Below are 20,513 nucleotides of genomic sequence, written 5' to 3' on the forward strand. Positions count from 1 at the left end.
TCAGTTGTTCTGCGCCACGCAGATGGCCTTCACGGTGCTGAGCTTGTCGCTCATGTCGGTGCAGAACTTCCCGGCGTCCTCGGGCGTGACGAAGCGGTCCGCGTAGATCACGAGGAAGCCCGGGTACTGGGCGGAGAGCCGGGTCGACTTGTCGGCGTCGGCGAGGACGACGTCGACGCCGAGCGCCGAGCCGATCTCGCCGGCACGTTGTGCAGGTTTCTGCGCGTCGTTCGCGACCTGGTCGTCCTTGGCGAACACACTGAGGACGACGTAGGCGTCCCGCGGCTCCCGCGTGCCGGGACCGGGCTGCGGGTTCGGCGTCTCGGGCGTGGGTGTGGGGGACGTGGGCGTTGGTCCGGTCGGGGTGGGTCCGGTCGGCGTGGGCCCGGGACTCGGCTCCGGGGTGATCCCGGCGGTGGCGCAGGCGTGCGGGGACGGCTGCGAAGCCCCGGAGTCGTTGAACGCCACCAGTCGGAAGCAGGTCCGCTCGCCGCCCTTGAGCCCCGTGAAGTCGTAGGCGTTCAGCTGCCCGTCGACCCTCTTGGTGTCGAGCGCGACGTCCTCGTCCCCGACCAGCTTCTGGATTCCGTACTCCTTCGCCCCGGGGACCGTCGACCAGCTCAGGCGGACGACACCGCCGTCACCGGTCTCCGCGGAGAAGGTGGTCGGTGCCGGTGGTGCGGCCCCCGGCGCCGCCGTGTCGTCCTTCGGGCTCGACTGGCTCAGCAGGACTACGGCGGCGGCTCCGCCCACGAGGGCGAGGCCGGCGATCGTCGTCATCGCCCGGGACAGCACCGGGACGTGTTCGAAGGAGACATCCACGAAACCCTCGGCGACCGGCTCGTCGGGCGCGGTCTCCCGGGTGTAGGTCAGCCGCACCTGCTGCCGGGTCAGCGCACCGAGCAGCGCCGGCTTGGCGGCTCGCGCCTTCAGGAAGGCGTAACCGGATTCGCCCGGGGGGATCTCCAGCTCCACCGGGGCGAGCGCGAAACCGAGCGTCCGGCGTTCGTCGGAGGCGGACAGCCGCAGCCGGGCCGGTGCTGTGCCGCGGTTCTCGAAGCGCGCGGTCCACCGGCCGGACCACCGGCCGCGGGACACCGCCGGGGTGACCGACGCGACGATCTCGTGGATCGCCCCGACGGCGAGGTCCCCCTCGGCGATCGCGACGCTGTCCGGGTTCTCCCGGGAGACGCAGCGCAGCGCGAACGGCACGGTGCCCGCCGGGGTCGTCGGCCCCACCGGCGGCCGGAACAGGATCTGGACGGTGCTCTCCCCGCGGCGGACCACCGAGATGGTGGGAGGGATGACCTCCGCCCAGGCGGCGGCCGGTCCGAGCACGTCGAGGGCGTACTGCTCGACGAGATCACCGGCGTTGCGCACGGTCGCGCTGGTCCGGGCGGTGTCCCCGGGACGGACCTGCAACCGCGTGTCCCGCAGGACGAGAACCGGATCCATCGCCTCCGCTCCCTGGCCCTGCTTCGCTCCGTACGGGGCGGCCCCATGCTCCGGACGCCCGTGTGCGGTGAACCTACGACCGCCGATGCGGCCGGCGTGACCGTGGGATGCGATCTGCCCGCTCGTACTCCCGGCCCGCCCGCTGGGGCGCGCTGGTCTGCCCTTTCGGGTCCGTTCTGGTCCAGGGAGGCAACATCCGGTGATTCCGGCTCTAGGGTTTCCGCCGTGACAACGCGGAGCACCTCATGACGTCGCCGGCGACCGCGCCCGAAGCCACCTGGTTCTGCGAGCGCTTCGAGACGCTGCAGAACAACATCGGGCGATTCATCCGCGGTAAGACGGAGGTCGTCCGGCTCGCGCTGGTCTGCATGGCGGCGGAGGGGCACGTCCTCATCGACGACGTCCCGGGTGTCGGCAAGACATCCATCGCCAAGGCGATCGCGAACTCCATCGATGGCACCATGCGGCGGATCCAGTTCACCCCGGACCTGCTGCCCACCGACGTCACCGGGGTGCAGATCTGGAACAACGAGACCCGCGAGTTCGAATTCTCGCCGGGCGCGGTGTTCGGGAACGTCGTGCTCACAGACGAGATCAACCGCGCGTCGCCGAAGACCCAGTCCGCCCTGTTGGAGGTCATGGAGGAACGCCAGGTCACCATGGACAGCGTCTCCTTCGCGGTGCCCCGCCCGTTCATAGTGATCGCCACCCAGAACCCGGTGGAGCACGGCGGGACGTATGACCTCCCGGAGGCCCAGATCGACCGGTTCATGGCCCGGCTGCACGTCGGCTACCCGCGGCATGAGGCCGAGGTGGAGATCCTGGTGAACCGGGCGAACGGGATGTCGGCGGAGTCGCTCAGCCCGGTCGTGTCGATCGCGGACATGCAGCGGATGATCGAGATCGCGCGCCGAGTCCACCTGTCGCCCGCGCTGCTGAGCTACATCGTGACGATCACGGCCGCGACCCGCCGGATGCCCGAGTTGCGGCTCGGGGTGAGCCCGCGGGGCGGGCTGGCCCTGACCCAGGCGGCCCAGGCGAAGGCGGCCGCGGACGGCCGGGCGTTCGTCACCCCGGACGATGTCAAGGCGCTCGCGCCGTACGTCCTGGCGCACCGGATGATCCTGCGTCCGGAGGCGGAGCTGTCCGGCGCCACCGCCGAGAGCCTGCTCGGTACGATCACCGCATCGGTGCCGGTGCCGGACCAGCGCGCCTCCTATTAGCCACCAGATCCACTGAATTCGTTACGTCCGCATTCGTTATGTCCGCTGAGTTGCTGAATCCGTTCAACTACCAGGTCTGCTGAAGCCGGGGGGCGGCTGCCTTGATCACGAAGTCCGGGATCGCCGTGGCGGTCGCGACGGTCGTGCTCGTCGTGGCCGGCTCCGTGCTGGACTATCCGGAGCTGCTCGCGCTCGGCTTGGCGGCCGGTGTCGCCCTGCTGTTCGCGGCCGGCTGGATGCTGGTCACCCCGGATGTCACCCTCTCCCGGGAGATCCACCCGCCGCGGGTCTTCGAGGGGGACGGCGCCCGCGCCCTGATCGCGGTGACGAATGCGGCCCGGCGGCGCAGCCCGCCCATCCTCGCCGCCGAGTCGGTGGGCGATCGCACGGTCGCGGTGGCCCTGCCGAGCCTGGCACCGGGCAGCCGTTTCTCGGCAACCTACCCGCTGCCGACCGACCGGCGCGGCGTCTTCGAGGTCGGGCCGCTGGTCGTGGGCCACAGCGACCCGCTGCGGCTGTTGCACGTGGGGCGGGCTTTCCCGTCCCGGTCGATGCTGCGGGTGCACCCGCGGATCCATCCGGTGGGCCCCCTGCCGACCGGTGGTTCGCCCGATATGGACGGCCCGACCAGCGCGACCGCGCCGCAGGGCGGGGTGGCGTTCCACAGCCTGCGCGAGTACGTGCGTGGCGACGACCTGCGGCTGATCCACTGGCGGTCGACCGCGCGCAGCGGACGGATGATGGTGCGCCACAACGTGGTGCCGAACGAACCCCGGATGATGGTCGTGTTGGACACCAGTGAGTCGCCGTACCAGGGCGACTACTTCGAGGACGCGGTCCGGGTCGCCGCATCGCTGGCGGTGTCCGGCTGCCAGCGCGGCTTCCCGGTCGAGTTGCACACCACCGGTGGGACGCGGGTGGTCGCCGAGAGCGGACAGGACACCACCAGCGTCCTCGATGCCCTCGCCGGCGTCCGTCCCGGACCGGACGACCCCGGGCTCACGGCGCTGCTGCGCATGGTTCCGCGCGAGGAGGGCGCCGCGCTCGGCGTGGTGACGGGGCAGCCGCCGGGGGCGAAGATCTCCGTCATCTCGGCGGTTCGAGCCCGGTTCGCGATGGCGAGCCTGGTCTGCGTCGGGGAGGAGCACGGTCGTCCCGGGCCTCCCGTCCGCGGGGCGCTGGTGGTGAACGTCCGCACCAGCACGGACTTCGCGTCCGTGTGGAACGCGTCGGTGCGCCGATGACGACGGGTGCGAGGCCCGGCGGGCCGGGCGCAGCCGCGGGCGACTGGGACGGCGCCGGGGCCGACACGACGCAGCCGCTGCCGGTGTTCAGGCTCGATGGTCCGCCCCCACCTGGAGCAGTGCGCCCGCTGGCGCCGCCGGCCGGGGCAGGGCCGAGGCCGGGATCCATGCCACCGCCGGGCCCGATGCAGCCGCCTCCGCCTGGGCCGGTGCAGCCGCCCGCCGGGTCGGTGCCCCCGCCGCCCGGTGCGGGTCCGCCGCCCGGGTCGGCGCCGGCGCCGCCGGCCCCGGATGGCCGGGCGGGCGGGCGGCCGGCGCGCCGGCGGATCCGCGCCGCGCCGGCGCCCACCCCCGTCCGAACGCCCGGGCCGCGATCGTTCCGACCCGGGCAGGTAGCCCTCGCCGCGGTGCTGGTCGCGCTGGTCGCGGTCGCCTTCACCACCTTCTTCACCGGCGGCCCGACCGGGGGCGCGGGGGTCGTCCTGCTCCCGGCGGTGGTGTTGGCGTCCGCGCTCGGCTGCCTCGCCGGGGCCAGGCTGGGCGCCGGCTGGCTGGTCGGCCTGGTCGGCCTGATCGGTGCCCTGCTGTTCGGCGTGCTCGCGCTGTTCGCCGCCAGGTTCGGGGACGGGCTCTCGGCGCTGTCCTCCGAGTTCGGCTCGGCGGCGCGGGACGGCTGGGCGCGCATGCTCACCGTCGGGCTGCCCGCGCACCCCGGCGCGGACCTGTTGTTCATCCCGGTGTTGGTGCTGTGGCTCGCGGCGTTTGCCGCCGCCGTCCTCACGGTGCGCACCGATTCGGTGCTCGCGCCCGTGCTTCCGGCGATCGTCGGCTACGTCGTCGCGCTGCTGCTGGTCGCGGCCCGGGGCCGGTCGCTGCTCGTCCTCACCGGCCTGATCGCCCTCCTTGCGCTGGTGCTCGCGGTTGTCCGGGCGTCCCGGCTGGCAGCCGAAGGGCAGCTCTCCGCGGTGGCGGTGAGGCCGGAGGCGGCGCCCGCGGCCCAGCCCGACGCCGGGCGGGCCGACGCGGATGGGACCAGCGGCGCCCGTGGCGGCGGAGCGGGCGGGCCGGCGCGGCCCCGGGTGGGTGCGGGTCGGCTCGCGCTCGGCCTGCCGGTCGCGGCTGTGACCGCGCTGCTCGGCACGATCGGCGCGGCGTTCCTGCCGATCGCCGACGGCACGGACCGGTTCGATCCCCGCGACCACCGGCATCCCCCGGTCGAGATCTCCACCTCGCTCAACCCGTTGGTGCAGGTGAAGGCCGCGCACAAGGCGACGGCGGCGCGGAACCTGTTCACGGTGCAGCTGTCCGCGGTCGGCGGCAAGGTCGCGACCGACCGGCTGCGCACCGTCACGCTGGCCGACTTCGACGGTGCCAGCTGGCGCGAGGACGGCACCTTCGTCCGCAGCGGAAGCACGCTGCCGGACGGCGACGGCCTGGCGCCCACGGTCGGCAACGAGACCCGCATGGAAGTGACCGTCGACACGGCGAGCGGTCCGTTCCTGCCGTCACTCGGGCGGCCGGTGCGCATCTCCGGCGCCAGCCTCGAGTACGCGTTCCAGCCCGACGCCGGTGTGCTCGCCGTCGCCGCTCCGGCCCGGACCGGCGACCACTACGTCCTCACCGCGCGCGTGCCCGGCCCCACCGACCAGCAGGTCCGCGGCGCCGTGCCCGCCTCCGGCCCGGCCGCCGCGCGGTACCTCGAGCTGCCGCCGGGCATGCCGGCGGAGCTGCAGGACCTGGCGTCGCGGGTGATGAGCGGGAAGTCGAGCCCGTACGAGAAGCTCACCGCCCTGGAGGACTTCCTGCGGGACCAGGCCAACTACCCGGTGGACCTGAACGCCCGTCCCGGCCACTCGTACGGTGCGTTGAAGCGGTTCCTGACCGGCTCCAAGGCCGACAACCGTGGCTACGTCGAGCAGTTCGCGACAGCGTTCGCGTTGCTCGCCCGGGCCGAGGGCTTCCCGAGCCGGGTTGCCGTCGGATACCTGCTCGACAGCCGTTCCTCGTCTGCGCCCGGCAGGTTCACGGTGACGTCGAAGCAGGCGTTCGCCTGGCCGGAGGTGGCCCTCGACGGTATCGGCTGGGTCGCCTTCGACCCGACCGATATCAGCAAGCTCGGCGCCACGCCGCCGGCACCCAGCGACGACCAGACGCCCGGTGGCGAGGGAGCTGCCCCGCAGGCGCAGACAGTCCCTCCCATCGTCAAACCGGAACTGGACCGGGCGGCCCAGACCGGCGGCGGTGGCGCTGGCGGCGCCCGGAACACCCTGCTGCTCGCGCTGCTGGCGGTCGTTGCCGCGGCGGCCGCCGTCCCGGTCGGGATCGTCGGCGAGAAGGCACGCCGCCGCCAGCGCCGCCGCGCCGGTACGGCGGCGGCGCGGATCGGCGGCGCCTGGCGGGAGGTCCGGGACCGGCTGGCCGAACGGGGGGTGGACCGTTCGCGCGCCCTCACCGCGGACGAGGTCGTCGCACGCACCCGGGCACTGCGCGGCGATGCTGCCGGTGAGCGGGTGGGCAGTCTCGCGCCGGTGGTGAGCAGCGCGCTGTTCGCCGCGGCGGAGCCGGGCGAAGCCGAGGCACGGCACGCCTGGGAGCTGGCAGCGGCCGTCAGCCAGGAACTCCACCGGTCCGACAGCCTGTGGCGGCGGGTCGTCGCCGCGGTCGACCCGCGTCCATTGCTGCCGGGGAGATGACGCGGACATGGTATGTGGACACGGCACGGACGCGGAGATGACATGACGGCGAGGGCTGGGCAGGCGAGGGCTGGGCAGTCGGGGCGGGCGCCGGGCGCGGGCGGGCCGCGCCGCCGGCTCCGCCCGACGGCACTGCTCGCCTGGGTGGCCCTCGCCGGTCTGCTGCTCACCGGAGGTGCCGTGGCGGTCCTGGCGAAGGGCCCGTCGGCCCGTTCGCTGACGCTGGACGACGGCTCCGCCTGGCTGGTGTCGTCCGCTGTCGGCCAGGCGGCGTTGGTGGATGGCGCGTCCGCGCAGGTCGTGACGCAGGTCGGGGTGGGCCGGGGGAACCTGTCCGCGGGGCAGTGGGAAGCGGACGTGTTCGTCGCGAACAGTTCGTCGGGCAGCGTTGTCAAGATCGACGGGGCGACCTTCACGGCGTCGAAGCCGGCGAGGTTCGGTCAGTCTGATCAGCCGCTCTCCGTCTTTCCGGGGAAGCAGGCGGTGTACACGGTGAGTGAGACCGCGGGGACCGTGACCACTGCCGATCCAGCGACGTTGCAGGTCCGGGGGACACAGTCGCTGGGCGCCCGGGTGCGGTCCGGGGCCGCGCTGGTGGACGGGGACGGCCGGTTGTGGCTGCTCGACGGTGACAGCGGCGACCTGGTCCGGCTCGATCAGGGCGGCAAGCACACCCGGCCGAGGGCGGCCGACCCGGCGCGGTCGACGCTGGTGCTGGCGGGCGGCCGGGTGGTGGTGGTTGACGAGGCCGCCCGTTCGGTCTGGCCGGTGGAGGCGGACGGCACACCGCTGGCGGCGACCTGTCTGGACACCCGACAGGAGGACGACACGGTGGTGGTGACCGGTTCGCCGTCGGCCGCCCGGGTGTACGGGGCTTCGGGCAGGCGGGGGGTGGTGCTGGTCAGCGATCTGGCCTCGCAGACCTGCGACGCGGTGGTGGACCTCGGTGCGGCGGGCCATCGGCTGGGGCCGCCCCGCGAGGTGGCCGGCCGGCTGTTTGTTCCCGACTACACCTCCGGCCAGGTTCATGTCGTCGATCTCGCCAGGCGGGCGGTGCTCGCACGTCCGGCGGTGCTGCCCGCCGAGACCCCGTTCGAGCTGCTGCCCAGCGGCGACTTCGTGTTCTACAACGACCCGGCGAGCGCGGAGGCCGGGGTGGTGCGGCTGAACGGCACCGCGGTGGAGACGCAGAAGATCCAGAAGTACAACCCGGACCAGCCGGGCGCGGGGCTGACCGGGACCGGGAACGGAGACGGGCCGTCCGGGTCGGGTCCGTCCACGCCGCCGACGTCGAAGCCGCCCACTCCGCCCACCTCGTCCCCCACCAAGCCCGCCACCCCCGACAGCGGAGCCGTCCAGATCCAGGTGTCGGCGACGAAGGTCGCCGTGGGTGAGACGGTCACCGTGCGGGTGGTGGCGAGCGGCGGTGCCCGGGTGAGCTCGGCGCGGTGGCGGTTCGGCGATGACGCCGAGGGCAGCGGGGTCGATGCGCGGCACAGCTGGTCGAAACCGGGGGAGTACACGGTCTCGGCGCAGGTCACACTCGCCGATGGACGGCGGGCGGTGCCGACGGCCACGATCACCGTGGTCGGCGAGATGCCACCGGCACCGCCGGAGAACAACCCGCCGCCGCAGAACAACCCGCCGGGGCAGAACAACCCGCCGGGGCAGAACGGCGGTGGCGGGACCGACGACAGGGGTCCGACGGCCGCGTTGACCGTCAATCCAGCGACGGGCCCGGCGCCGCTGCAGGTGACGGCCGACGCCTCCGGATCGGCCCCGGGCGGGGCGCCGATCCAGGGGTACCGGTACGACTTCGGGGACGGGACGGCCGCGAGCGGTTCCTCCACGGCGACCCACACCTACGCCGACCCGGGGAGCTACAGCGTCCGGGTCACCGTGACCGATCGGAACGGCCGCACCAGCTCGCAGTCCGCCCAGGTGACCGTGGGCGTGCCGGCCACCGGGCCGACCGCGCGCCTGACGGTGACCCGTCCGGCGGGCGCCGGAGCGGCGCAGGTGACCGCCGACGCCTCCGGGTCCACCGAGGGCTCCGCCGACATCGCGAGCTACGCGTTCAACTTCACCGGCACCTTCCAGGCGGCCCAGACCGCGCCGACCGCGAACTTCACGTTCCCGGCCGCGGGCACCTACACGGTGACCGTACGGGTCACCGACACCGCCGGCCGGTCCTCGGAGGCGAGCGCCACATATACCGCGACCGCCCAGACGTACAACCTGCACATCCAGGTGAACGGCCCGGGCAGCGTCAGTGGACCCGGCCTCACGTGCGGTTCCGGGCAGGCCTGCGATGTGAATCTGCAGGCCGGGGAGCAGGTGTCGCTGGACGCCGGAGCCAACACCGACACCCGCTTCCTCGGCTGGTCCGGTGACTGCTCCAACACGGGCATCAATATCGCCGCCTGCGCCCTCACCATGAGTCAGGACCGCAACGTGACCGCCACGTTCGAGGCGGTGGCCACCCAGCTACCGCCACCGACGCTCGTCTCCCCGGCCGACGGGGCGACGTTCAACACTGGTCAGCCGCGCGCGATGACCTTCCAATGCGAGGTGGGCCAGGCGGACCGGTTCGAGTTCGAGGTCCAATGGGAGGACCCGTCCACCGGGGCCTGGAACAACTGGCGTGACGTGACGAGCGGGTACTGCATCTACAGCATGGACGACTTCATCGGCGCCCAGCGCGGCAGGTGGCGGGTCACCGGATGGAAGAACTCGGATCCCGCCGCCACGCGTAGTGATCCGAGTGCCTGGCGCACATTCACTCACCTCCTCTGATCGTCTGGATCGACGCAGGCTCGAGCGGTACCTCCGATGAGATCACCGCGTCTGGCTGGTGGTGCGCAGCAGGCCCTCACAGCTCCGGCGGACCACCGTCGCGGCCCGCCGGATGGGACGGGCCGCCAGCCTGTTCTCGGACAGGCGCCGGTAGGTGTCCAGGGCCTCCAGCGCGGCCGCCCGCACCTCGTCCGGGCCGGCGCCGGGGGGCAGGCCGAGCCGGGCGTGCGCGCCGGTGCTGTCCGTGCCGAGCAGCCGCTCCATCTCCCGGCGGCGGTCCTCACCGAGCGAGGCGACGTCGGCCACGCCGGTACGCAGGTCGCCGAGCAGCCTCAGCTCGGCGAGCGCGTGTGCGCCGGCTTCGAGACGTTCCCGGCGGGCCCGCAGCGCCGCGACCGAGCGGTGCGGAAACTCGTCCAGTACGTCGTCCAGCACGCCCAGCGCATGCTGTGCCTTCAGCACGTCGGCCCGGTCGGTGAACTGGTCGCGCAGCAGCGCCCGCAGTTCGGGCAGGCCGCTGCGGGCGGCGAGCTCGGCGGCCAGCCCGGCCGGGTCGCGCGCCTCCCCGAGCCGGACGAGCGCCACCGCCAGCCGCACGCCGGCCAGCCCGAGCCGGTCGAGCAGCAGCGCGCGCAGCGGTGCCGGGACGCCGGTGGCCGCCGCCGGGAAGGCGAACCGGTCAGCCGACAGCAGCAACTCGTCCGCCACCTCGGCCGGTTCCGCCGCCAGCACCAGGAACTGGGCGAGCTCGTCCGTCGTGAGCCGGCTGCCCGCCTGGGCGAGCAGGCCGGCGACCGGGACGACGGTCTGCACCAGCGCGCGTACCCGGTCGTCCCGGCCGATGTCGGCGGCGGCGCGTCGGGCGAGGTCCACCGACTCGGTGCGGCCGGGCGCGACCTCGTCCGCCCGGGAGAGCACGCCGATGGCATGGGCGGGTGTCGCCTCGCCCACCCCGGTCCGGCGGAACGACTCCAGGAAGCCGACGTCCGAGGCGTGCAGGAAGCGCAGCAGGTAGAGCACGGCGTCGGCGCCGACCCCGATGCCTCCGGCGGCGGCATCGCCCGCCGCCTCGGCCGGGGCGGACGGCCCGCGGGGCGCCCGCCCCGGCGGGCGTCCGGCCTGCCACCCCGAGCCCGGCAGCAGGAAGCTTTCCGTGTGCCGGGAGAGCTCCTCCGACAGGGACGCGATGCCCGGCGTGTCGATGAGCGTCAGCCGCCGCAACCGCGGGCTCGGCAGCTCGACCCGCAGCGCCTCGACCTCGCCCTCCCCGTGGCCGGCCAGGTCGACGTGGGTGCTGCCCGGTGTCCGGCGCAGCGCCACCTCGACCACTGATCCCTCCCGCAGATACGCCCAGGCGGCCTCCCGCTCGCCTTCCGTGTAGGCGGTCACGACACGGGTGCACTCGGTCGCGTCCGTCGCCGCCACCTGCTCGCCGACCAGGGCGTTGAGCAGGGTGGACTTGCCGGCCTTCACCCGCCCGGCGATGGCCACCCGCAGCGGCCCGTCGACCCTGCCGAGCTCATGACGGAGCAGCGCCTCGGCGGGGGTGCCGCGGTAGGCGTCGACCGCGTCGGACAGCAGCGCGCGGACCTGTTCCCGCAGCCCGCCCTGCCCGGGGCCGGTCACGGCGCCATCCCCGTGTCGGCGGTGCCGGCGGTGCTGACTGTGCCGGCCGCCCCGGCTGTGCCCACCAGCGAGCGCAGCCGGGCGACCTCCGCCTCCACCGCCGCGAGCCGGGCCCGGCGCGACTCCCAGGTCGCCTTGATCGAGCGTGCCGAGGCCTCCTTGTTCCGCTGGGCGGAGGTGGACAGCTCGGCCGCCTGCTCGGTGAGGGTGTCGCGGAGATTGCGGTAGATCTGTTCGCGGGCGGTCGCCGAGTCCTGGGCGGCGACCCGGCGGGTCTCGGCGAGGTACTCGCGGGCGGTCTTCAGCGCGTTCGCCCGGTGGACGCGCACCTCGTTCTCCCGGATCGAGGCGATCGTCCGCCGGCCGAGGACGACCACGACGCCGATGCCCACCGGCGCGAGTAGCACTGACGCCGCCGCGAACCCGGCGATGCTGGCCACAGTCCCGCCCACGGAGACGATCATCAGCCCGATGCCGCCGCCGCGGGCCCCCTGGGCGAGCAGGTCCACACCGCCGACCCGCTGGAACTCCGGGTCGTGCCCTTCGGTGATGGTGCCGAGAGGCAGCCCGGTAGCCGCGTCCAGGAGTGCGCGCACCCGCTCCGAATCCGCCTCGAACTCCCGGGTGACGGCGGTGACCAGGGCTTCCGCCTCGGACCGGATCATCATCCGGTGGGTCAGCAGGGCGTCGTTGGTCTGCCGGTACAGCCAGCCGCGCAGGTCGTCCCAGTCGCGCGCCGGCTCGCTTGTCTCGATCCGCCTGGCCACCGCCGATTCCAGATTGCGCAGCCGGTTGTCGAGGTCGTCCCGCACCCGCGCGGTCATGTCCTGGGACCGGTCGCCCAGCACCCGTCGCCAGGTGGCGGCGGCCTCGCTCATCCCCTTGGCGCGCTGCTCGGCCTCCTCGAGCTTGGCCCGCAGCTCCCGTGCCGCCGCCGGGTCGGCGAGGGTCGCCCGTTCCGTCTCGAGTTCGGCGAGCATCTGCCCGAGGGCGTCCGTGGCCGCCTCCGCCGCGATCTTCTCCAGCCGGGCGCGTCGCCCGCCGACGATGTCGTCCCGCAGGATGGCGGCGAGAGCCGGATACCCCGATTCGCCGTCCAGATCGGACCGGCCGGCTCGCAGCGCATGATGGCGCAGCGGGGCCGCCAGCGGGAAGATCGGCAGCTCCAGTCGCGAACGGCGCAGGTGGGCGAGGTTCGTGTCGCGGATGCGCCGCCAGTGCGGGTAGACGTCGACCTTGGCGAGAGCCAGCACGACCGCCGGGCACAGCCGCACCAGCCGGCGCAGCAGTTCGAGTTCGGGTGCGGTGAGCTCCTGGCTCGCGTCCGAGACGAACACCACCGCGTCCGCGCCGGCGGCGGCGCGCAGGGTAGCGGTGGCCCGGCCGTCGGCGAGCCCGCCGTTCAGGCCCGGCGTGTCGAGCAGCAGCAGGCCCGACTCCAACAACCGGCGCGGGATCCCGATCTCCGCCCCGGTCACCGTGGTGATGGACGCCCCCCGCCCCTCCGCGGCGGCCGCCTGGGTGACCTCGTGGAGAGCTGTGATGGTGACCGGCTCGTCGGTGGGACGGGTGGACGGCGGGGCAGCGCTGTCGGCCGAGCCGTCCGAGGCGGGCGCGGCGCGCCGCAGCGTCGCCGTTGCCCGTGGCGCGTACCTGACGAGCGTGGGTACCAGCGTCGTGGCCACCGGGTCAGTGCCGCACACCCGCATGTCCAGCAGCGCGTTGATGAGCGTGCCCTTGCCCTTCTTGAACTCGCCGACCACGGCCACGAGGCAGGTCGACGTCTCCAGCCGCCCGCGTTCCCCGGCGAGCCGCGCCTGCAGGTCCGCCCGGCGGCGCCGGGCCGCCTCCGCCACCACCGTGTCGAGCAGCCGGATCGCGTCTGGCGGGGGCGGAAATTGTGTGGACCTTGAATCGCCGCTCGGTCCCGTCATGAGTTTTTCTCAAGTGCCGTGTGACCGTGGGCCGGTCTTGAGAGCCATGTGCCATATGTGGTGCGCCCCGACGACCAGGCGACGCGGGCGGGAGGACTGGCGGAGCCTCCCGTCCGCGGAGCGAAGCCGGCTAACGAGGAGGACGTCCCATGCCCCATCCGGTCCGTGTGCTGGTCCGCACCAGCGACCCGATCACCCAGGCCGGCCTCGCCGCCCAACTGGGTGGCTGCCCCGACATCGAGATCGTCACCGAACCGTCCGCAGTGCCGGCGGCGTCGTGGCGGGTTCCCGAACTGGCGGGGGCCGCCGCCGGTCCCGCCGCGGCATCCCCCGGCGGCCCCCTCGCGGACCGCGCCGCGGACCGGCGAACGGCGACCGCGACCGCCGGCGCCATCGCCGGCTGGCGGCCCGAGCGGACCCCACCCACCGACCGGGCCGAGGGCGCGCCCGCCGTCGACGTGGCACTGGTCAGCGCGGAGGCGGTCGACGAGGACACCCTGCGTACCGTCCGCGAGATCCAGCAGGGTGGCGTGCCGGTCGTGCTGGTCGTCGCCGACCTCGACGGCCACGATCTGACGGCGGCCATCGACGCGGGGGCCGTGGGCCTGCTGCGCCGTGCGAGCGCCACCCCGGAGACCGTGCTGACGGCGGTGCGTGGAGCAGCCGCGGGCGACGGCTACCTGCCGCCCGACCTGCTCGGTCCGCTGCTCAGGCAGGTCCGCCAGGTGTCCACCCAGGTACTGGCCCCGCGCGGGCTCACCTTCTCGGGGCTGTCCGAGCGCGAGTTGACGGTGCTCCGGCTGGTCAGCGAGGGGCTCGACACCCGGGAGATCGGCCGCCGGCTCTGTTACTCGGAACGGACCGTCAAGAACGTGCTGCAGGACGTCACCCGACGGTTCGGGCTGCGTAACCGTTCCCACGCGGTGGCCTACGCCTTCCGACACGGCCTGCTCTGAATCCGGGCGGGTCGTCCTGGTCCCCATCGCCGTCGCCGCCGTCAGAGGTGGGTGGTGCCGTCGAGGTCGGTGCCGCCCGGGGGGTGGGTGGCACCGAGGTCGGTTCCCGTCCCAGCGCCGGTGTCCGCGCTGTGCACCAGCGACCCCACGTCGTTCAGGTCGAGCGGGTCCATGCGGTTCAGGTGCTCCGCGCCGTCGGTCACCCCGTCGTGATCGCTGTCGGCCAGAGTCGAGTCGGTGCCGAGGACCCGCTCGAGCGCGTCGGCGAGCCCGTCGTCGTCGGTGTCGAGGCTGGCCGCCTCGCCGGTCGCCCCGTCCAGACGACCGGTGCCGGTGCTGTCCGCGTTCGTCGGGTCGAAGCCGGAGGCCAGATCGAGCGCGTCCGCCAGACCGTCGTGGTCGGTGTCCGCCGACATCACGTCCGAGTGCACGCGCAGCAGTTCGTAGGAGTCGGACAAGCCGTCGCTGTCGCTGTCCACCTCATGGGCGTTGCTGCCGAGCGACGCTTCCAGGGCGTCGGTGAGCCCGTCCGCGTCGCTGTCGGTACCGTCAGCGGCCCCCCCGGCCCCGAGGCCGGTTCCGGGCCCGGCCGCGAACGCGCCCGCGCCGACCTCCCCGGACAGTCCGGGGAGGACGGCCGCCCGGTTGAGCCAGTTCTCCCGTCCGTCGAACACCCCGACGCCGAGGCGGGAGTTGCGGGCTTCGATCGTCCGCCCGTCACCGAGGCTGATCGCGACGTGGCTGACGTAGCCGCTCGCGTCGGCGTGGAACAGCAGCGCGCCGGGCGTGCGCAGGGCCTCGTCGACGGAGACCTCCTGGCCCTCGGTGCGCAGGGCCTCGTACTGGTTCGCGGCGCCGTCGGGGATCTCGACGCCGGCCTGCGCCGCCGCCCACTGGGTCAGCTCCGAGCAGTCGAAGGCGTCGGGGTCCGCGTCGTTCAGCTGCGCCTCGGCGCCGTACACGTAGCGGTCGCCGGCCTGAGCGAGCGCGGCGTCGAGGAAATGCCGGGTGGTCTCGCCGACCTGCGCGCCGCCCGGGCCGTTCCCGCCGGTGCCGGCCGAGTACGTCGGGTACCCGCTCGCCGCGAAGCCGGCCGTGTGGTCGCCCCCACTCCCACCCCCGCCGGCGGCGACCGCGTGCCCGTAGCCCTCGGTCCCCGACCAGTTTCCCTGCGCGCCCGCGTCCCCGGCCTCGATCGCGGCCCGCTGCGCCTGCGCGCGGTAGTCCAGGTAGCGGGCATCCGCGCCGCCGTGGGTGACCGTCCAGGGGGAGATGTCCCGGCCCTGGCGGGAGACCTCGTAGGCCATCCGGGCGTTGACCGCGGGGTCAGAGGCGTCCAGGTGCGCCCATTGCTTGTGGGCGTTCATGTTGATCTGCCAGAGCCCGCGCGAGTCCTCGCCCCGGGTGGCGTGCGCCATCCCGTTGCCGCCCGACTCGGCCAGCGCGACGGCGGTCATCGTCACGGCCTGGTCCGAGGTGAAGCCGGCGGCCCGGGCGTAAGCGTAGATCTGAGCGGCGGTGTACGTCGCCATGATCGCGACAGTACTCGGTGGACCGGGGGGCGGGGAACGGCCCGTCGCGCAGACGTTCCGCCCCCGGCTGGCTGCCCGATCGGGCAGCCAGCCGCGGCCGATAGCTTTCTTGTCGCGGCCCGCCCGGAATGCGACCGTTCAGAGCAATGATCCATGACGTGGACGCGACGCTGTCCGCACTGTTGAGCGCCGAGGGTGTCGCGAGCGACGACATGGAGGTGCTCTTCGACGCGCCCACCCGGGAGTGGGCGGCCCGGCGCAGCGGGCCGTGCATCGACGCGTTCCTCTACGACATCCGGGAGGACGTCGCCCGGCGCGAGATCGCGATGGAAGCGGTCCACGACGCCGACGGCAAGATAGTCTCCCGCCGGCCACCAGCGCGCCGGCTCCGGCTGTCCTACCTGCTCACCGCCTGGACCACCCGGCCGGAGGACGAGCACCGACTGCTGTCGGCCTTGCTGTCGGCCTTGCTGCGGTATGACGCGGTCCCCCGGGAGCACCTCCGCGGTGCGCTGGCCAACCAGCCCATCCCCGTGCTGTTGCAGTTGGCCCTGCCGACCGGGGGCGACCGCAGCATCACGGACGTGTGGAACGCGCTCGGTGGCGAGCTCAAGCCGTCGCTGGACCTCGTCGTGGTGGCGCCGTTCGACCCGGCCCGGGTAGAGCCGGTGGGACCGCTGGTGGCGGCGGATCCGCAGCTGCACGTGCGGAGCTCCGCCGTCGACCGCCGCCGGGCGGAGGAAGACGGGGGATCGTCAGGAGGGCCGCCGGACCGGCACGCCCCACGCCGCCGCATCCAGGAGATCTGAGCCGTGCCCGCCTCTCGGGACGCCTCGCTCGTCGATCTGCTCGGCCGGCTCGCCGTCGTAGAGGAGCGGGTACGGGCGGCCGTCGCCGCCCGGCGCGCCGTGGACAGCGAGCCCGACGACGCCTTCCGCGGCCTCTACCTGAGCGAGGAGCAGGTAAACGCGCTTCTCGGCCGGGCGGCATCGGGCGGCGCCTGGTCCCTCGGCACACCCACCGTCCCGGCCGGGACGCCGCCTCCGGCGGATCCGGGCTCGGTGGGTCCGTCCGAGCTGTCCGTCGACGTGGATCGCGCCGCTGCCGTGGCCCTGTCCAGGGGGGAGTCGCTGCGGCTGCGCGACCTCGCCCGGCGGTGCGGCCTCACCGGGCTGGACGTCGACATCCTGCTGGTCGCGCTGGCGCCCGACCTGGACGCGCGGTTCGAGAAGCTGTACGGCTACCTGCAGGACGACGTGACCCGCCGGCGTGCCAGTCCGGGGCTGGCCCTCGAGCTGTGCGGGCGTTCCCCACTGGACGCGGATGCCCGGGCACGGTGCACGCCGGACGGTCCCCTGGTCGGCGCCGGCCTGCTGATCGTGGAGGACGCCGAGCGGCCGTTCCTGAGCAGGTCGCTGAGGGTCCCCGACCGGGTGGCCGGCTACCTGCTCGGCGACGACCGGCCGGGCGCGGCACTCCGCGCGGTGCTCGCCGACGCGCCGGACGTCGGCGGCCCGCTGGTAGCGCGGCTCGCCCGTGCGTTCCGGTCCGGGCAGCCGTCCGGGTCGTCCGGGTCGTCCGGGTCGTCCGGGTCGGCCGAGTGTGCCGATCCCGCCGGCTCGGCGGTGAGCCTGGTCTACCTGCGTGCTGCACCCGGTGCCGATGGGCTGGCCGTGGCGGCGTCCGCCTGTCGGCAGGCGGGCCGGCCCTTCGTCGGGCTCGACCTGGCCGCCGCCGCGCGGCGGCGGACCGGCGCGGGTGGAGCGGCGCCGGGAGACGGAGCGGGCTCCGGCGCCGACCATGCCGACCATGCCGGCCCCGCCCTCGACGTAAGCGGTGGTGTGTCGCTGGTCGTGCGGGAGGGGATCCGGGAGGCGAGGCTTACCGGCGCGGTGCTCATCATCGGTCCGGTGGAGGCGCTCGACGGGGATCCCCTCGCCGCCGTCGTCGCCGCTTCATCGGACGTCGGGCCGGTGCCGCCGGTGCAGACCGTGGTGCACGGCCGGCGGGCCTGGGAGCCGGGGACATCGGGGGACCCTCCACTGGTCGTCGATGTGGCGCCGCTCGGCGCGGCCGAGCTGGCGACGGTCTGGGCGGCGGAACTCGGAGCGGAGATGCCGGCCGAGCTGGCGGCGTTCCGGCTTACCCCGAGGCAGGTGCGGCGGGCGGTCGCCACCGCCCGCGCGTCGATGGTCGCCGACGGCGCTGCGCCCATGCCGGCGGCGCGGCCACGGCTGGACCCTGTCTCGTTCCCGGCCGGTACGGCGCCGGGGCCGGCTTCGGGTGGTACGGCACCGGAGCCCGATCCGATCCGGTTGGCGTCGGCGGCGCGGCAGCAGAACGCGACCGGGCTGGAGCGGCTGGCCCGCCGCATCACCCCGGCGGTGGGCTGGGACGACCTGGTGCTGCCGCCGCGGACCCTCACCACCCTGCGACATCTTGCCGGGCGGGCGGCCCACCGTGGCCAGGTGCTGGACGACTGGGGCCTGCGGCGCGGCGGAGGCCGGGGCGAGGCGATCATCGCCCTTTTCGTCGGCGAGTCGGGTACCGGCAAGACGATGGCCGCCGAGGTGGTCGCCGGCGCGCTCGGCGTCGACCTGTACGTCATCGACTTGTCGACGGTCGTCGACAAGTACATCGGGGAGACCGAGAAGAACCTGGAGCGCATCTTCACCGGCGCGGAGGGGCTGAACGCGGTGCTGTTCTTCGACGAGGCCGACGCGCTGTTCGGCAAGCGGTCGGAGGTCGGCGACGCGCGGGACCGGTACGCGAACGTGGAGGTCGCCTACCTGCTGCAGCGGATCGAGAGCTTCGACGGGGTGGCGATCCTGGCGACGAACCTGGCGGCGAACCTTGACGACGCGTTCCGCCGCCGGCTGTCGGTGGTCGCCGAGTTCGCCCGTCCGGACGTCGAGGCACGGCTGGCGTTGTGGCGGCGGATGCTGCGCGGGGTCCCGCTGGCCGCCGACGTCGACCTCGAGTTCTGCGCGAAGGCGTTCGAGCTCGCCGGCGGCGACATCCGCAACGCCGCCGTCACGGCCGCCTACCTGGGCGCGGCCAACGGCCAGGTGGTGGACATACGGGAGTTGGTGACCGCGATCGGCCTCGAATATCGCAAGCTCGGGCGCCTCTGCCTGGCCGACGAGTTCGGCCCCTACTTCGACCTGCTGCCGCGCTGAGGGCCGACGGGGCCGCGCCGGTTTCAGCGGTCCGGCCACGTGTGCCCTTTCGGGCGTCCGGTGGCGCCCTTCTCGCAGCTACCCTCCGCGTGCGGCTCGGCTTACCATCGACTGGTGAACCCGCTGTCGCCGCCCATGTGCCCGAGGTGGGGATCAGCCGTTCGGCGAACCGGATCGCCGCGGTGAAGACCGCCGCGCGACAGCCGGAAATCGGCGTGCCGGGGCCCGTGCAGGGGTTCCGCCCGCCGGCCCGCCCGAACGGCCCGGGGCATCCATTCCTGGTGCTGCAACACGCGGCAGGGAACCGGGCTGTCACCCGCGCGGTGCAGCGTACGGCTGGCCGGTGCGGCCCCTCGTGCTCCTGCGACGACTGTCGAACCGAGAATCCGCTCGCCGACGTCCAACGTGTGGCATCGATCGTTGTGCCGCGCGAGCCCACCGCGCAGCAGCAGGCTGGTGAGCGGGCCGGCAACCGGGCGGTGGCCGGCGTGCTTGGCGCACGGCGTGCCACGGCCGTGATCCAGCGCGACGCCGCCGCGGCGGGGCTGGTCCGTGAGGCGGTCAACAAGCCCGACCCGCAGGCGACGGGCGGCGGCTACCAGGAGGCGTTCCGGGTCCTCAACGGCCTGCCCATGTACGACATGCTCAGCACGCTGACCGCGCTGCGTCGCTCGGGGCAGTTCGACAACCTGAACGCCAACTTCAAATGGGCTGCCGGGGTGTACGTCGGCCGTCTCCACGTGGCCTTCGAGGCCGTCCTGGCGAAAGGGTCCGTCGACGCCGAGGCGTTCGTCCTGCGATACAGGGACTCGCTCGGGCCGCTGCCGCCCGACCAGCGGCAGGACATCATCAAGTATCTCGACCCGACGTGGTTCGACTCGCTGAAGGCCACCGAGGACGCGGAGGCTCTCATCACCGCCATACGGGCCACGGCGGCGTTCAAGACGCTGGAGCCGGACCCGTTGGCGTTGGCCGAGGAGATCATCGCCGAATCGAGGAAGGAACCTACGACCTTCGTCTACCACATGACGAAGCTCAAGCTGCTCTTCGACACGAAGGAGAAGAGCGCGGACGTGATCAGTGCCGAGACGCAGGCGAGTACCGCCAGTGCGGTATCAACTGAGCAGAAACGGCTGGCCAAGCCAGCCGAGGCCAAGCAGACCCAACTCGAAGAGAAGGCATCGGGCAGCCCTCGGCGAAAGTGGGTGGCGATACCGGGCAATTACGGCGGCGTCTACTACGTGGACCGGACCTCCCTCACTGACATCGTGGTCAAGGCCAGGGTGTTCCTGAAGCCGGCGGGGACGGGTACCGCCAAGGACGTCAAGCAGATCAGGGGGATGGAGGACGGAATCGAGAAGGCCGCCTCCACCAAGGGCTACCTGGTTGATCTGGTCTTCGTGGAATCGGCCGCGCCGGACAAGTTCGGCAACCCGCCCTTCACCGTCGAGGTCAATCCGAAAGTGTGGGAGAACGCCACCAACTGGAGCGGCGGCGACCCGGCCGGCTTCGCGCACGAGCTGCATCACCTGCTTGCGTTCAAGCTGGACCGTTACGACTACATCGAGACACACGCCGACAACGAGTCGATGGAGATCGCCGATCGCCTCCACTGGTTCCGGGAAGAGCTGAAGAAGCCGGCGGGCTACAACTCCGCCGATTCGATCATGAGTAACCCCATCGCCCCACACCCGAACGGCGACGACGTCTGCCGCGTCGCCGGTCTGGACCCGGCGACGTGCGTGGCGTTGCGTGAGAAGAAGAGCAAGGCGCCCTGACGGCCGCCGGACATCGGGACTCGGCGCGTCGAAGGTTCCGCTTCGGTTGGCTTGGTTCCGGCCTGGGGCGGCCGGATAATCGCGCGCAGGTGTGCGG

At 73.4% G+C, this 20,513-nt stretch carries 12 protein-coding genes; 8 read left to right on the forward strand and 4 right to left on the reverse strand.

Annotated features, from left to right (window positions below):
- Complete coding sequence (locus tag FRANEAN1_RS18415; protein WP_020461330.1) at positions 1 to 1,455, reverse strand: hypothetical protein; 1,455 nt, start codon at positions 1,453 to 1,455, stop codon at positions 1 to 3.
- A gap of 245 nt (positions 1,456 to 1,700) precedes the next feature.
- Here FRANEAN1_RS18415 and FRANEAN1_RS18420 point away from each other — a divergent pair, with 245 nt between their 5' ends.
- The 4 genes from FRANEAN1_RS18420 (at position 1,701) to FRANEAN1_RS37220 (ending at position 9,411) form a co-directional block, all read left to right on the forward strand.
- Positions 1,701 to 2,678: a MoxR family ATPase gene (locus FRANEAN1_RS18420; protein WP_020461331.1), complete on the forward strand. Its 978-nt coding sequence runs from the start codon at positions 1,701 to 1,703 to the stop codon at positions 2,676 to 2,678.
- 101 nt (positions 2,679 to 2,779) lie between these two features.
- Positions 2,780 to 3,922, forward strand: coding sequence for a DUF58 domain-containing protein (locus FRANEAN1_RS18425; protein ID WP_020461332.1), 1,143 nt, complete (start codon positions 2,780 to 2,782; stop codon positions 3,920 to 3,922).
- Positions 3,923 to 4,329: 407 nt separating this feature from the next.
- Positions 4,330 to 6,615 (forward strand): DUF3488 and transglutaminase-like domain-containing protein, encoded by a 2,286-nt coding sequence (locus tag FRANEAN1_RS18430; protein WP_157472694.1) that lies wholly within the window; start codon positions 4,330 to 4,332, stop codon positions 6,613 to 6,615.
- A 42-nt stretch (positions 6,616 to 6,657) separates the two neighbouring features.
- Positions 6,658 to 9,411 carry a PKD domain-containing protein gene (locus tag FRANEAN1_RS37220; RefSeq protein ID WP_020461334.1) on the forward strand — a complete coding sequence of 918 codons (2,754 nt, stop codon included), beginning with the start codon at positions 6,658 to 6,660 and terminating at the stop codon, positions 9,409 to 9,411.
- A gap of 42 nt (positions 9,412 to 9,453) precedes the next feature.
- Here FRANEAN1_RS37220 and FRANEAN1_RS18440 read toward each other — a convergent pair whose 3' ends face one another.
- Together FRANEAN1_RS18440 and FRANEAN1_RS18445 are read right to left on the reverse strand one after the other, a co-directional pair.
- Positions 9,454 to 11,037 carry a dynamin family protein gene (locus FRANEAN1_RS18440; RefSeq protein WP_020461335.1) on the reverse strand — a complete coding sequence of 528 codons (1,584 nt, stop codon included), beginning with the start codon at positions 11,035 to 11,037 and terminating at the stop codon, positions 9,454 to 9,456.
- Positions 11,034 to 12,971, reverse strand: coding sequence for a dynamin family protein (locus tag FRANEAN1_RS18445; protein WP_020461336.1), 1,938 nt, complete (start codon positions 12,969 to 12,971; stop codon positions 11,034 to 11,036). Before FRANEAN1_RS18445 ends, FRANEAN1_RS18440 begins: the two co-directional genes overlap by 4 nt.
- A gap of 149 nt (positions 12,972 to 13,120) precedes the next feature.
- Here FRANEAN1_RS18445 and FRANEAN1_RS18450 point away from each other — a divergent pair, with 149 nt between their 5' ends.
- Complete coding sequence (locus FRANEAN1_RS18450; RefSeq protein ID WP_020461337.1) at positions 13,121 to 13,927, forward strand: response regulator transcription factor; 807 nt, start codon at positions 13,121 to 13,123, stop codon at positions 13,925 to 13,927.
- A 41-nt stretch (positions 13,928 to 13,968) separates the two neighbouring features.
- Here FRANEAN1_RS18450 and FRANEAN1_RS18455 read toward each other — a convergent pair whose 3' ends face one another.
- A complete protein-coding gene (locus tag FRANEAN1_RS18455) occupies positions 13,969 to 15,459 on the reverse strand; it encodes an NlpC/P60 family protein (RefSeq protein ID WP_020461338.1) in 1,491 nt (496 codons plus the stop codon).
- Between the two features lie 146 nt (positions 15,460 to 15,605).
- On the opposite strand from FRANEAN1_RS18455, the gene FRANEAN1_RS18460 reads away from it, so the two are divergent.
- The 3 genes from FRANEAN1_RS18460 (at position 15,606) to FRANEAN1_RS18470 (ending at position 20,416) form a co-directional block, all read left to right on the forward strand.
- Positions 15,606 to 16,268: a DUF4255 domain-containing protein gene (locus tag FRANEAN1_RS18460; protein ID WP_347176663.1), complete on the forward strand. Its 663-nt coding sequence runs from the start codon at positions 15,606 to 15,608 to the stop codon at positions 16,266 to 16,268.
- Positions 16,269 to 16,271: 3 nt separating this feature from the next.
- A complete protein-coding gene (locus FRANEAN1_RS18465; protein ID WP_020461340.1) occupies positions 16,272 to 18,638 on the forward strand; it encodes an ATP-binding protein in 2,367 nt (788 codons plus the stop codon).
- Positions 18,639 to 19,045: 407 nt separating this feature from the next.
- Positions 19,046 to 20,416 carry a hypothetical protein gene (locus FRANEAN1_RS18470; RefSeq protein ID WP_157472695.1) on the forward strand — a complete coding sequence of 457 codons (1,371 nt, stop codon included), beginning with the start codon at positions 19,046 to 19,048 and terminating at the stop codon, positions 20,414 to 20,416.
- Positions 20,417 to 20,513 lie beyond the last annotated feature (97 nt).

The sequence above is a fragment of the Parafrankia sp. EAN1pec genome (genome assembly GCF_000018005.1).
Taxonomy (GTDB): domain Bacteria; phylum Actinomycetota; class Actinomycetes; order Frankiales; family Frankiaceae; genus Parafrankia; species Parafrankia soli.